At 74.3% G+C, this 12,962-nt stretch carries 10 protein-coding genes, 1 pseudogene and 1 riboswitch; of the genes and pseudogenes, 6 read left to right on the top strand and 5 right to left on the bottom strand.

What is annotated here, in order from left to right:
- Positions 1-25: 25 nt before the first annotated feature.
- Genes ACFV57_RS18485 through ACFV57_RS18475 form a run of 3 tightly spaced genes read right to left on the bottom strand, consistent with a single transcriptional unit; the run spans position 26 to position 4,561 of the window.
- On the bottom strand, positions 26-1,594 hold the full coding sequence (locus tag ACFV57_RS18485; RefSeq protein ID WP_385232790.1) for a nickel transporter: 1,569 nt from the start codon (positions 1,592-1,594) through the stop codon (positions 26-28).
- 22 nt (positions 1,595-1,616) lie between these two features.
- On the bottom strand, positions 1,617-2,921 hold the full coding sequence (locus ACFV57_RS18480) for a hypothetical protein (protein WP_385232787.1): 1,305 nt from the start codon (positions 2,919-2,921) through the stop codon (positions 1,617-1,619).
- A gap of 50 nt (positions 2,922-2,971) precedes the next feature.
- Entirely contained in the window at positions 2,972-4,561 is a 1,590-nt protein-coding gene (locus ACFV57_RS18475) for a DUF4331 domain-containing protein (RefSeq protein ID WP_385232784.1), read from the bottom strand.
- A 232-nt stretch (positions 4,562-4,793) separates the two neighbouring features.
- Here ACFV57_RS18475 and sigK point away from each other — a divergent pair, with 232 nt between their 5' ends.
- From sigK to ACFV57_RS18460, 3 genes are all read left to right on the top strand, one after another.
- Positions 4,794-5,360, top strand: coding sequence for an ECF RNA polymerase sigma factor SigK (sigK, locus tag ACFV57_RS18470; RefSeq protein WP_385232781.1), 567 nt, complete (start codon positions 4,794-4,796; stop codon positions 5,358-5,360).
- A complete protein-coding gene (locus ACFV57_RS18465) occupies positions 5,357-6,208 on the top strand; it encodes an anti-sigma factor domain-containing protein (RefSeq protein ID WP_385232778.1) in 852 nt (283 codons plus the stop codon). The genes sigK and ACFV57_RS18465 overlap by 4 nt, the downstream gene beginning before the upstream one ends.
- A 133-nt stretch (positions 6,209-6,341) precedes the next feature.
- Positions 6,342-6,605, top strand: a complete 264-nt coding sequence (locus ACFV57_RS18460; RefSeq protein WP_385232775.1) for a hypothetical protein — start codon at positions 6,342-6,344, stop codon at positions 6,603-6,605.
- Positions 6,606-6,638: 33 nt separating this feature from the next.
- Here the strand turns inward: ACFV57_RS18460 and ACFV57_RS18455 are convergent, their stop codons facing one another.
- On the bottom strand, positions 6,639-7,856 hold the full coding sequence (locus ACFV57_RS18455) for a CaiB/BaiF CoA transferase family protein (RefSeq protein ID WP_385232772.1): 1,218 nt from the start codon (positions 7,854-7,856) through the stop codon (positions 6,639-6,641).
- Between the two features lie 58 nt (positions 7,857-7,914).
- A pseudogene (locus ACFV57_RS18450) lies at positions 7,915-9,118 on the bottom strand (type ISP restriction/modification enzyme).
- Positions 9,119-9,334: 216 nt separating this feature from the next.
- Here ACFV57_RS18450 and ACFV57_RS18445 point away from each other — a divergent pair.
- The 3 genes from ACFV57_RS18445 to ACFV57_RS18435 all read left to right on the top strand — a co-directional run bounded on the left by ACFV57_RS18445 (position 9,335) and on the right by ACFV57_RS18435 (position 12,913).
- On the top strand, positions 9,335-10,696 hold the full coding sequence (locus tag ACFV57_RS18445; protein ID WP_385232769.1) for an MFS transporter: 1,362 nt from the start codon (positions 9,335-9,337) through the stop codon (positions 10,694-10,696).
- Positions 10,697-10,920: 224 nt separating this feature from the next.
- A complete protein-coding gene (locus ACFV57_RS18440; RefSeq protein ID WP_385232766.1) occupies positions 10,921-11,895 on the top strand; it encodes a tyrosine-type recombinase/integrase in 975 nt (324 codons plus the stop codon).
- A gap of 51 nt (positions 11,896-11,946) precedes the next feature.
- Positions 11,947-12,032: riboswitch (ZMP/ZTP riboswitch) on the top strand.
- A 47-nt stretch (positions 12,033-12,079) separates the two neighbouring features.
- A complete protein-coding gene (locus ACFV57_RS18435) occupies positions 12,080-12,913 on the top strand; it encodes a bifunctional 5,10-methylenetetrahydrofolate dehydrogenase/5,10-methenyltetrahydrofolate cyclohydrolase (protein ID WP_385232990.1) in 834 nt (277 codons plus the stop codon).
- Positions 12,914-12,962: the final 49 nt, after the last annotated feature.

The raw sequence follows: 12,962 nt of genomic DNA, 5'->3' as shown, positions 1-12,962 counted from the left end.
TAGAGCGATGCGGTGGAAACGTACCTCAACCCAGCGTCGTTGCCGCCCCTTTGAGCAGCAATCCGCAACCGAGCAGGAGGACGACGGCGGCCGTCCCGACGGGCGCCAGACGGTGGGCGAAGGACAGCAGCCGCGCGCCGGCCCCGCGCCCGGCGGCCAGCCGCCCCCCGAGCCGCAGCGTCAGGCGGACCGCGAGCAGCCCGGCCGCGGTCAGGGTCGCGGCCAGCCCCGCGCCGTACGCGACGACCAGCAGGAACCCGAACCACGCCTGGCCCAGGGCGGCGGCGCCGACGAGGACCACCACGGCGGACGGGCTCGGTACCAGACCACCCGCGAGCCCGAGCAGGATGGTGCCGCGGAGGCCGGGGCGGGTCGGGTGGTGGTGATGATGGTGATGGGCGTGAGGGTGCTGATGGCCGTGGCCGTGGCCGTGGCCGTGTTCGTGGTCATGCGCGTGGGCGTGATCATGACTGTGCCCGTGCCCGTGTCCGTGCCCATGACTGTGCCCGTGTCCGTGACCGTGCGCGGACCGCCTCAGGCGCAGGGCGCGGCGCAGCAGCACCGCTCCCGCCCCGGCCACCAGCGCCCCGCTGGCCACCCCGAGCCAGGCCACCACGGAGGGCGCCGCGGCCGATCCGGCCGCGATCAGCGCCCCCAGCGCGAAGACGCCCAGGGTGTGCGTCACGGTCACCGACAGGCCCAGCGCCAGCACGTCCCGGCGCGAACTCCGGCCGCCCGCCGCCGCTGCCGCGGCCATCATGGTCTTGCCGTGCCCCGGCGCGAGGGCGTGCAGCGCGCCGAGCAGCAGCGCGGTGCCGAGTGCGAGCGCCGCGAAGGCGGGCGTCAGTTCGTGCCGGGCGACGAGTCCGGTCAGCGCCTGCGTCCAGCGGTCCGCGCCGCGCGGCAGGAAGGACCCGGCGGACGGCGCGGGGGCGGACGGGGAGCCGGCCGTGCCGGACAGGGCCGGCCCGCCCGGTACGGCACGTACGGACGCCGCGCGCCGGTCGGGCGGCGACGCCAGGACTTCCTGCGGGTACGCGGTCAGCCGGCGGGAGGCCGATTCCGCGGGCACGTCCGTCGCGGTGAGCCGGGTCCGGTCGCCGCGCGCCGTGATCTCCCGCCAGCCGGGCGCGCCGTCGCCCGGTGCCGCGCGGAACCGCAGTGCGGCCCGCCCGTCCGAAGGCAGCCGCGCCGTCAGCCGGCACTCCAGGCGCAGCGTCGGCAGACCGGCCTGGCCGGGCCGGGTGTCCGCCGCGGCGCCCGTGGACCGCAGCCGTTCCCCGCGCCCGTCCACGGTCAGCCCGCTGCCGCGCGCCGCCGTGGCGCACCGCTCCCGGGCCCAGCCCGTCAGTTCCGTACGGCTCATCGCGCCGTCGCCGTCCCGGTCGATACGGGCCCGCTGCTGCTCGGCCGGGATCTCCGCCAGGTCCTCGACGTGGTCCACGCGCAGTCCGCCGGGCCGGACGACCAGCCCGTCGTACTGGCTGACGGTGAAGTTGCCGAGCGGATGCGCGCTCGCGGAACCGGCCGGAAGCAACAGCAGCAGGACGGTGGCCGTCACCACCGCCAGTAGGGCGGCCACCCGACCCTTCATCGGAGGGCCTCCTCGGTCGTGGTCACCGTCCGGCCTCCAGGGCGGCCAGCGCGGACCGGGCCGCCGCCGAACCCGTGGGCGAGAAGCCGGGGTCCAGGCTCAGGGCGGCGGACAGGTCGCGGCGGGCGTCGGCGGCCCGGCCGAGCGCGCGCTCGATCATGCCGCGGTGGTAGAGGAGCGTCGCGTCCCGGAAGCCGGGGGCGGCGGCGCGCTCGGTGTAGGGGAGGGCTTCCCGGTCCCGGCCGGTGCGGTGCAGGGCCCAGGCCAGGGCGTCGGCGCTGTGCACGGTGTGGCGGCGGGACCACTCGGCGCGGGCCGCGCGCAGGGCGGCGCTCCGGTCGCCGTGGTCGGCTTCGATCAGCGCGGTCTCCAGGTCCACGGCCACGCCGTTGGCGCGCGCGAGGTCGGCCCAGGTCCCGGCCAGGGCGTACTGCCGCTGGGCCGCGGCCCGTTCGCCGCGCGCTTCGAGGACCTCGCCGAACGCGGCCAGGGGCCCCGGCAGCGGATAGCGGCGCACCACTTCGCGCAGTTCACGGGCCGCCGTGCCCAGTTCGCCGCGCGCCGCGTAGGTGCGGGCCCGGCCTTCCAGGGCCGGAAGGTGTCCCGGCACGGCGCGCAGGGCGGTCGCGTAGTGCCGGGAAGCCGCCGCGTACTGCCCCTGGCTGCGTGCCAGTTGACCGAGTGCCGTGGCGACGTACGCGATGTCGTCGGGCCGGGAGGCGGACCGCAGGGCCGGCTCCAGCGCCTTGCGGGCGCCGTCCGGGTCACCGAGCAGTTCCCGCACGTACGCGAGCCGGGTGAAGGACGGAATGCCGGGACGCACCGCGTCGGCGTGCCGCGCCGCGGCCAGCGCGTCGGTGTAGCGCCCGAGTTCCACCAGCGCGTCCACGCGGACCGCCAGCGCCCGTTCGCCGTACGGATTCACCGCGAGCGCGGCGTCCGCGTCCCGCAGCGCGGCACGGAAGTCGTGCCGCGCCGCGGCCAGCGAGGCCCGCCCCGCCAGGCCCGCGTCGTTCTCGCGCGGGCGCAGCGTCAGGGAGCGGGCGACGGCCCGCTCGGCCTGCGGATAGCGGGTCGGGTCGCCCGTCGTACGGGCCTGCTCGACGTACGCGGCGCCGAGCCGCGCCCAGCCGAGCCAGTCCCCGGGGCGCTCGCGCAGCGACGCCTGGAGCGTGCTCACGGTGCCGGCCAGGCCGGTCGCCGCGCCGCGGCCCACGGGGACGTCGGACGACGGAGGCGCGGACACGGGGGCGTGTGCCCGGCCGCCGTCGCCACCCAGGGCGAGCCCGCCGACGGTGACCGCACACGCGAGGAGGAGAACGGTCACGACGGCGACGGCCAGCCGGCCGCGCCCGCTCCTGGGTGTCCTGGGGAACTTCAACGCCCCGACCTCGCTCGCCGGTTGGCGCGCAGCCACAGCAGGCCGATCCCGACGAGCACCAGCCCGGCGCCGCCCGCCGAGGCGGAGGCGATCAGTACGGTGTCGGCGCCGTCACCGGTGCCGCTGTCCTGCGGACGCAGACCGGTCCGCAGGCCGGCCGACTGGTTCACCGCGCCCTGGCCCTGACCGTCCGTGCTGCCGCCCTTCTTGGCCAGCGGCCCTTCGGAGCCCGAGGTGGGCAGCGCCAGGTAGGGGAAGGTCTGCCCGAAGGGCCGGTCGTTGGCGTCGACCGCGTCGCCCAGGTCGTTCTTCTGCCCGACCAGCTCGCCCTCGACCACCTGGAGGGAGATGTCCACGACGTCGTCGGCGAGCCGCCTGCCGTTCGGATAGCCCGCGTTGTCGCCGTCCAGGACGCCGAGGCGCTTGGGCTGCGCGGCGGGCCGGATGGAGGTGTTCAGCCGCAGTGCTTCCGCGGGGCGCACGTTCGGCGGCTGGTTCAGCTTCGGTACGCCGGTCAGGAACGCCTGGATCAGGTCCTTGCGGGGCAGCGCCGGCGCCTTGATGCCGTAGATCTTCTCGATCAGCCGGGCCAGCTCGGGGTCGGTGACGTACTTGAGGAACTGGGCGTCGTTCCACGGCGCGGACGCGTTGAAGCGGTCCTTGTCCTTGAGCGGTATGACCAGTTCGTTGACGAGCGGGTTGCCCATCCGGGACACCTGGGACCAGCCGCCGGAGGCGTTCTTGCGCTGGGTGGTGGACCAGACGCCGATCACCGGCTGCGCGGCGGACTGGCGCAGGGTGCTCGTCGGCACCTGGAGTGCGACGGACTGCACGTTGTAGCCCTTGAGGGTGTCCCGCCCGACCTCGGAGAGGTCACCGCCGTACAGCAGGTCGAAGGCGCGCAGGTCCAGGAAGAAGGGGTCGTCGGCCTGGCCCGCGAAGGACGTCGCGCCGCCCGCGACGGGGCGCACCGCCTGGTCGCGCAGCTTCTGGTAGTCCGGCATGGAGGCCTTGCCCACGTTGGAGGGCGCGGCGATCAGGTTGTCGGCGACCTTCGTGCTGGAGACGACCTTCTGGTCCTTCAGCCGCAGCAGGTCGATGTCGTAGGTCTGGTAGAAGTTCAGGTCCTTGTCGTCGAGGGACGTGACCTGGCCGGTGTTGTAGAGGAACGTGTCGCCGCTGCGGTAGTTGTCCTTGAACGTCCACCGGTAGATCAGGTCGCCCTGTCCGTCCCCGTCGCTGTCCACGTGCACGTCGTACTGGGCGTCGTCGGCGAACTTGTAGAAGTTCGGGCCGCCCGCGGGTTCCGCGAACGGCCACCAGTTGACCGTCAGCGTCGTGGTGTCGGGCTTGTCGGGGCTCTGGTAGGCGTACACGTCCGTGGTGTCGTACTCCGGCTGTCCGGAGATCTGCGGTGCCTCCCGGTGGCTCGCGGCCTGCGCCGAGCGCGTCGCCAGCGGGCCCGCGGCCGCGCCGGCGATACCCGCGGTGGCCAGCGAGCCGCACGCCAGCACGGCGACGGTCCGGCGGCTGCGCCACCCCTTCCCGGGCTTCGCGGCCTTGCTGTCCTTCCTGGTGGCCGTCATCGCTTCGGTCTCCCCCCATGGATGTGCCGGACGGGCCGCCGGGATACGGCGGGCCTGGCTGCCGTACCGGCGCTGTGGCGGCTATTCGGGGCCGCGCGCCGTCCGGATGGGTGCCGGTTTTCCGGGCGCCCGGGGAAAGCCGGGGCCGCCGGGACCGGTCCGCCGCGCGTCTCGCCCCGAACCCACCACGGCGGGACAATGACCGGTCGGCAGGGGAGCGGGGTGAGGCCGCGTGGACTCGGGAACGGCCGCCGGACGCGGCGCCGAGGTGCTGCTGCCCCTGATCGCGCGCGGTGACCACGGCGCTTTCGAGGAGCTGTACGACCTGGTGTCGTCGCCCGTCTTCGGAATGGCCCGGCGGGTGCTGCGGGACAGTGCCCAGGCCGAGGAGGTGACGCAGGAAGTGCTGTTGGAGATCTGGCGCAGGGCCGGCCGGTACGACCCGGGGCGCGGGAGCGCGCTGTCGTGGATTCTCACCCTGGCCCACCGCCGCGCGGTGGACCGGGTGCGGTCGGCGCGCGCCGCGAGCGCGCGCGAGGAACGGGCCGCCCGGCGGGGCGCGGTGACCGTGTTCGACGAGGTGGCGGAGGCGGTCGAGGGTTCGTTCGAGCGCGAATGGGTGCGCCGGTGCCTGGAACGGCTCACTGCTTTGCAGCGGCAGTCGGTCACCCTCGTGTACTACGACGGCTACACCCATCGCGAGGCGGCCCGTCGGCTGGCCGTACCGCTCGGCACGGTCAAGTCGCGGCTGCGCGACGGGCTGGCGCGGCTGCGCGACTGCCTGGCGGGTGCCGGATGAGCCGCCGTCCGTGGCCCGCGGTCCTGCGCGACGCGCTGCGCGCCGGACGGCGGGGTGTCCACGCCCTGGCCGCCCCGTACGCCCTCGACGCCCTGGGCCCGCGCGAACATCGCCGCTTCGAGCGGCACTTGCGCCGCTGCCCGGACTGCGCGGCGGAACTGCGCGTCCTGACCGAGGACGCCACCTGGCTGGCCCGCGCCGCGGCCCGCCCCGCCCCCGACGGACTGCGCGCACGCGTGCTGACCGCCGCGCTGGCCACGCCGCAGGAGGCCGACGTTCCGCGGCCCGCCGCGCCGGTGCCGGTGGCCGGGAAGCCGTCCGGCACGGACGCCGCCCGCCTGTGGGGCGTGTCTCTGCCCGCCCGTTACGGCATCCGCGTCGCCGCCACGGTCACCGCGCTGAGCCTCGCCGTCAGCGCGGTGCTCGCCCTCCAGCTCGCCCGTACGGACACCGAACTGGACCGGCAGCGTGCCGTGACGCAGTCCGTGAACGCGGTCCTGGCCGCACCGGACGCGCTGGCCGTCTCCGGCCGGCCGATCGGCGGGCGCTCACTGAGCGCGGTCGAGTCGGCCGCCATGAACCAGGCCGTGGTGAACGCCGCCGGACTGCCCCCGCCGCCCGAGGGGCGCGCCTACCAGCTGTGGCGGATGCGCGCCGGACCCGCCACCGCGCGCCCGGCGGGCATGCTGTCCTACGACCTGCGGACCCGGACCGCGGGCCCCGCGGTGGTACGTGATCTTCGGCACGGCGGCACCGGGCACGCGGACCGGCTGGCGGTCACACTGGAGCCGGCCGGCGGTTCGGCCAGGCCCACGACCTCGGTACTCATTCAACTCGCCCTCGGCTGACGAAGATCCGTAAGGTGGCGTCAACGTCGGCGCGCGCCAGGTGAATACCACGGCCCGGGCCGCGCGCGTGTCGCGGGAGAGAGATAGGGTTACCCTGCCCGGGCCGGGTGCCCTCGTACGGGTGGGGAGTGTCATGGAACAGATAACAATGCGCAGCAGGCCACGAGTGCCTGCCATCAGTTGCGGAAGCGGCGCGTCCAGCGCGCGGCTCGACCGCCATCTCGCGGTGCTGGGCGGACCCGCCGTCCCGCAGCGTGAGGCGGAGGGCGCGACATCGTTGATGCAGGAGCTCACCGCTCGTGATCACCGGCGCAGCAGGACGAACCGCGGCGCCAGGGTGTCGCTGTTCGCACCGCTGCGCAGGCTGCGCCGGTCGCTCTTCGGCGGCCACGGCTGAGGCACGGCCGGAAAACGTGCAGGTCCCGGTCCCTCAGGCGACCACACCGTCCCGGCGCAGCGCTGCAATCCGCTCGCTCGTCAGACCCAGAGCGCTCAGCAGCGCGTCGGTGTGTTCGCCGAGGGCCGGGATGTCTCCCATCACCGGCCCGGCGCTCCCGGGCAGCGTGACCGGCGGCAGCAGCGCGCGCAGCCGCCCGGCCGGCGACCCCACCTCCCGCCAGCGGTCGCGCGCCGCGAACTGCGGATGCCCGGCCAGCTCCGCCACCCCGTTCAGCCGCGCACAGGCGATTCCCGCCTCCTCCAGCCGCCGTACGGCCTCGGTCACTTCCATCCCGGCCAGCGCCTCACCCACCACCTGGTCCGTCTTGTCCCGGTTGCGGGCACGCGCCACATTCGTCGCGAACGCCGGATCGTCGGCCAGCCCGGGCCGCTCCAGCACCTGCCGCGCCAGCCGCCGCCACTCCCGGTCGTTCTGGACGGACAGCAGTACCGGCTGTCCGTCCGCCGTCGGATAGGCGTTGTACGGCGCGATGACGGCGTGCGCGACCCCCGTGCGCGCGGGGGGTGTGCCCCCGTACATCCCGAAGTAGAGCGGGTGCCCCAGCCACTCGGCCAGCGCGTCGAGCATCGCGACCTCCACCGGCCCGCCGCGCCCGGTCGTGCCGCGCCGCAGCAGCGCGGCCAGCACACCGGAGAAGGCGTACATCGCCGCCGCGATGTCCGCCGCCGGTATTCCCGCTTTCGCCGGTTCGTCCGGGGTCCCGGTCAGGGAGACGAGCCCGGCCTCGCACTGGACGAGCATGTCGTAGGCCCGCTTGTGCGCGTACGGGCCGCCGGGGCCGTACCCGGAGATGTCGACGGCCACCAGGCGCGGATACCGGGCACACAGCGCCGCCGCGTCCAGCCCGAGCCGCGCCGCCGCGCCCTGCGCCAGGTTCTGGACGAACACATCCGCCCCGGCCAGCAGTTGTTCCAGCAGTTCGCGCCCGCGCGGGTCCTTCAGGTCGAGCGCCAGGGACTCCTTGCCGCGGTTGGCCCATACGAAGTGCGAGGCCAGTCCGCGTACCGAGGTGTCGTAGGTACGGGCGAAGTCGCCGCCGTCCGGCCGCTCGACCTTGATCACCCGGGCGCCGAGATCGGCGAGCTGCCGGGTGGCGAACGGCGCGGCCACGGCCTGCTCGACGGCCACGACGGTGATGCCCTCCAGGGGCGGCGGCTGCACGGCGTGGTCCGTGGGCGTGTGGTCCATGGTCGGAGCACCTACCCGCCGCCGCCCGCCGGACAACGCGCGAAGCGGCACGGCCGCGTCACAGCAGGGCGAACTGCCCGTCCGGCCCCTCCTCGTGATGATCCAGGACGGAGGCCGGGCGGCGGGCCGCGGCGGGCGGCGGCAGCACGCCCGCCGCGCGCAGCTCGGACGCCTCGACGCGCGGCCCGTCCGCCGTACGCCGGTGCAACTCTTCCTGTGCCGGTCGCAGTTCGGCCGTCAGCGCCAGCACCGAGACCAGCTCCAGCAGTTCGGTGGTCCACTCCTGCGGCCAGGCGGCGGGACGCAGCGCCTCCAGGCTCTCCGGCTCGGCCACCGGGGCGGTACGGCGCTCGAACCACGCCTCCAGCACCCGCACACCGCCCGCCTCGGCCTCCCAAGCAGCCGCGGGCACGGGCGAGACGCGGCCGGGCCCGAGGAGCAGCGCTTCCTCGTCCGGCTGGTAGGAGAGCGCGTCGGGCAGTCCGCGGGCGGGCAGCGGGGCCCGTACGTAAGGCCGTCGGCCACCGGGCATCCGTGGACGCTCCCCGGCGCGCCCCGTACGCCGTCCCGTCACCCCGCGCGCCCCTCGTCTGGAGCCACAGCAGCCGCTCGCCCAGCCCCACGCCGTCCTCCCACACCCCGGCGTCGGCGGTCAGCGGCACGACGGCGCCGGACGGCGTGGGCCGGGCGCTCGCCACCGTCCAGGCGAGCACCTCCGCGGCGCCGACCGGCCGCTCCAGACGGCGGGTGAGCAGGTCGGACAGGCCCGGGGCGAGGTTGGGTTCGCCGCCGCCGGGCCGCCGGTAGAGCGGGCGGATACGGCCGGGGCGCCCGGCCGGCGACCTGCCGTCCGGCAGCAGCGCGGAGGCGACCAGCGCCGGGCCGTCCGTCTGCGGCACGTGCCCCAGCTCCACCACGAACACCTGCCGCCCGTCCGCGACCCGCCACAGCTCCGGCCGGGCGGCGTCGATCAGCCGGTGGTCGGGCAGCAGCCACTGCTGGTCGTGCGGGCCGTGCAGGACGCGCACCGGCTCGGGGCACGGCCCGCCGCCGTGCGCGAGGCGGCCGGTGGGCGTGGCCTGGCCGGGCAGCTGGGGCACGGCCGTACGCAGCGTACGGGCGCGGCTGGGCCGGAACAGCCGCTCGCGCGCGCCGTCGTCCCCGGCCCGGTGCAGCGCCGCCCAGCGGGCCCGCAGGGAGGCGGCGTCCGGCGCCATCACCCAGCCGCGGCCGAGCCGCAGCGGCGCGGCCGACCAGGGCATCAGGTCATCGAGCCGGGGTGCCGCCGCGAGCCTGCCGCCGCCGCTGCCCGTGGCCTGTGTCACCGTCACGCGGTCGCCCTCCCTGGACCATCGGTGCGCTCGGTTCGCTGAGGGCATCGTAACGGCGGCGGCCGGTGGCGGTCTTTTCCGAGTGATCAACGACGGGTACCGTCCTGGCCGTACACCGTGCCGCCGCCGTCCGCCGGGAGGAGCACCATGACCGCCACGCAGCTCACCGGGGCGCGGGCGGGAGCCCGGCTGGACCGGCTGCCGCCGTCCCGCTGGCACCGCCGCCTGACCCTCACCGTCGGCGTCGGCGCCTTCTTCGACCTCTACGAGATCTTCCTCGGCGGGGTGCTGGCCGCAGTGCTCGCCGAGCGCTGGCACCTGGACCACACCGCCAAGTCCTGGGTGATCGCGGCCGGGTTCCTCGGCATGTTCGTGGGCGCGGGCGTGCTGTCGGTGCTCGCGGACCGGTTCGGGCGGCGCCGGATGTTCCTGGTCAACCTGGGCGGGTACTCCCTCTTCTCGCTCCTGTGCGCCTTCGCGCCGGACGCCGGGTGGCTGATGGCGCTGCGCTTCCTGGCCGGGCTCGGCCTCGGCGCCGAACTGACCCTGGTGGATACCTACCTCGCCGAGTTCCTGCCGCGCGCCGTACGCGGCCGGTACATCGCCTGGGCCTACACCTTCGGCTTCCTCGGCGTGCCGGTGGCCGCCTTCGTCGGGGCCCGCCTGGTGGCCACCCGCGAACTGTTCGGCATCGAGGGCTGGCGCTGGCTGCTGGTGGCGGGCGCGCTGGGCGCGGCGTTCATCCAGCTGATGCGCGCCCGGCTGCCCGAGTCGCCGCGCTGGCTCGCCGTGCAGGGCCGGGAGACGGAGGCGGCGCGGATCGTCTCGGACATCGAGGAGCGCGTCGCCCGGGAGACCGGCGGCACGCTGCCGTCGGTCGCCGCGGCGGAGGAGGTGCCGCAGCGCCGCGTCCCGCTGGGCGAGATGTTCCGCGGCGACCACCGGCGCCGTACGGTCATGTGGTGGATCTTCCAGGTCCTCCAGACCGTCGGCTACTACGGCTTCGGGTCGCTGGCGCCGGTCGTGCTGACGGCCAAGGGCCACACCGTCACCGCGTCGCTGAGCTACGCCGCCCTCAGCTTCTGCGGCTATCCGATCGGCTCGGCGCTGTCCGTACCGCTCATCGACCGCATCGAGCGCAGGACCCTGATCATCGCCTCGGCGCTGGGCATGGCCGGGTGCGGACTGGCCTTCGGCTTCGCCGGCCCGGCCTGGCTGATCGTGGGCGCGGGCTTCGCACTGACCGTGTGCAGCAACGTCTTCTCCAACGCCTTCCACGTCTACCAGACCGAGATCTTCCCGACCGCCCTGCGCAGCAGCGCCATCGGCATCGCCTACTCGCTGTCCCGGCTGACCTCGGTGATACTGCCGTTCGTCGCGCTGAGCGTGCTGGCGCGCCTGGGGCCCGGCGCCGTGTTCACCGGCTCCGCCGCGCTGATGCTGCTGCTGTGCCTGAACGTGGCCCTGCTCGGGCCGCGCAGTACGGGGCGGAGCCTGGAGCGGATCTGAGCGCGGGGGCGCGGCTCAGGAGGTTGAGGAACATCCATGTCAGATCGTGCGCTAAGCCGACGTCGGCCCTGGTGGGCGACTGACGGGGCTTGGGCGGCAGGGACGGTCTGAAGTCTTGCCGCAGATAACACCCCAATATCTGCGGAACCTTAGTTCGTCACCTGTGGTGACGTTCTCCGGGCCGTACGTGAAGCGGCCCTGTTATCCGTGGCAAGGGGGAAGCGGTGCCCACCGTCGTGCAACTGCCAGCCGGGAAGGCCTTGACCGTTCGCGCGGCGGCCGACGCCTTCCTCGACTCGCTCCGCAACCCGAACACCGTCCGCAGCTACTCGACCGGCGTCGGCAAGACCGCCGAGCGGATCGGAGAGGCCCGCCCGCTCGGTTCGGTCGCGGACGACGAGATCGGCGAGGCCCTGGAACTGCTGTGGGGCACCGCGGCGGTCAACACCTGGAACGCCCGCCGGGCGGCGGTGCTCTCCTGGCTGGGCTGGTGCGCGGAGTACGGCTACGACGGTCCGGCGGTCCCGGCCTGGACGAAGCGGCTGGCGGTGCCCGACTCCGAGACCCCGGCCCGCTCGAAGATGGCCGTGGACCGGCTCATCGCCCGGCGCGAGGTCCACCTGCGGGAGAAGACGCTGTGGCGAATGCTCTACGAGACCGCCGCCCGCGCAGAGGAGATCCTCGGCGTGAACATCGAGGACCTGGACCTCGCCGCCCGCCGGTGCCCAGTCAAGGTCAAGGGCGCCCGCAGCAAGGCCCGCCGCCGCGGACAGGCGCGCGAGAACTTTGTGCTGGAGACCGCCTACTGGGACGCCGGCACCGCCCGGCTCCTGCCCCGGCTGCTGCGAGGCCGCACCCGCGGACCGGTGTTCGTCACCCACCGCCGCCCCGGCCCGGATAAGGTCGTCAGCCCGCGCGACGTCTGCGCGGGCACCGGCCTGGCCCGCCTCTCCTACGGCCAGGCCCGTGCCCTCCTCGATGAGCACACTGCCGTGCGCGGACCGGGCACCGGCTGGGACCTGCACGAGTACCGCCATTCCGCCCTGACCCACCTCGGCGAACAGGGCGCGTTGCTGCTGATGTTGATGGCGAAGTCACGCCACAAGAAGGCGGAGAACGTCCGTCGCTACTTCAAACCCTCCCCAGAGGCGATCGCTGAGGTCACCTCCTTGCTTGCCCCCGGCGACAGCAGGCGCTGATCGTTCCCCCACCCAAGAGCCCGACATCAACGCCCCTCTCGACTAAGGTGAGAGGTGGGCCGTGACTGGCGCTGGGGTGGAGTACCACCGGGGAGCGGCCTGACATCTCGTCAATGCCGTGCGCCTGGGCGACTCGTGTAGAGCTCAGGAGTGAGACGTGACTGATATCCACCCGGCGCGGCTGATGAGCGGCACCGACCTCGCCCGACGCATCACCGAGACCAGTTCGGCAGCCGCCGCAGACATTCGTCAACGCACCGGGACAGCGCCCTGTCTGGCGACCGTGCTGGTGGGAGACGACCCGGCCTCGGTCACGTATGTCCGGATGAAGCGTTCCAGGTGCGAGAAGGCCGGCATCCTGTCGCACCACGTGGCCCTGCCCAGCTCAGTGAGCACCGCTGGCCTGGTCGAGATCATCACCGCACTCTCCACGGATCCGACTGTCCACGGCATCCTGCTGCAGCATCCCGTGGGGAAGCACATCGACGAGCGCGCCGCGTTCGAGGCGATCGTCCCGGACAAGGATGTCGACGGGGTCACCATGCACTCCTTCGCGGCGATGAGCTTCGGCCTGCCCGGCTTCGTCTCCTGCACTCCCGGCGGGATCATGCGCCTGCTGGACGAGTACGGAGTCGACCTCGCAGGCAAGCACGCCGTCGTGGTGGGGCGCAGCGCCATCCTGGGCAAGCCCGTCGGCATGCTCCTGCTCGGACGGGACGCCACGGTGACCTACTGCCATTCCCGCACCGTCGACCTGCCCTCAATCGTGCGCGAGGCCGACGTCCTGGTCGCCGCTGTCGGTCGTTCGCGCTTCATCGCCGGAGCGGATATCAAGCCTGGCGCCGTGGTGATCGACGCGGGCTATAACCCTGGCAACGTCGGCGACGTCGACTTTGAGACCGCCCGGCACCGGGCCGGCCTGATCACCCCCGTCCCCGGCGGCGTCGGCCCCATGACCATCGCCGTTCTCCTCGCGCAGACCGTCGAGGCCGCCACGCGCCAGCTCGGCCTCGGCTGATCAGTCGGGGGTCTGGCGGAGGCGAAGACTCCTCCGCGAGACCCCCGAC

It is taken from the genome of Streptomyces sp. NPDC059788 (assembly GCF_042732265.1).
Lineage (GTDB): Bacteria > Actinomycetota > Actinomycetes > Streptomycetales > Streptomycetaceae > Streptomyces.
Note: the sequence above shows the minus strand (reverse complement) of the source record. Positions and strands in the feature narration are given on the sequence as shown.

Coding starts and splice junctions, on each gene's coding strand:
- ACFV57_RS18485 (WP_385232790.1), bottom strand. CDS start 1,594: ATGAAGGGTCGGGTGGCCGCCCTACTGGCGGTGGTGACGGCCACCGTC.
- ACFV57_RS18475 (WP_385232784.1), bottom strand. CDS start 4,561: ATGACGGCCACCAGGAAGGACAGCAAGGCCGCGAAGCCCGGGAAGGGG.
- ACFV57_RS18465 (WP_385232778.1), top strand. CDS start 5,357: ATGAGCCGCCGTCCGTGGCCCGCGGTCCTGCGCGACGCGCTGCGCGCC.
- ACFV57_RS18460 (WP_385232775.1), top strand. CDS start 6,342: ATGGAACAGATAACAATGCGCAGCAGGCCACGAGTGCCTGCCATCAGT.
- ACFV57_RS18455 (WP_385232772.1), bottom strand. CDS start 7,856: ATGGACCACACGCCCACGGACCACGCCGTGCAGCCGCCGCCCCTGGAG.
- ACFV57_RS18445 (WP_385232769.1), top strand. CDS start 9,335: ATGACCGCCACGCAGCTCACCGGGGCGCGGGCGGGAGCCCGGCTGGAC.
- ACFV57_RS18435 (WP_385232990.1), top strand. CDS start 12,080: ATGAGCGGCACCGACCTCGCCCGACGCATCACCGAGACCAGTTCGGCA.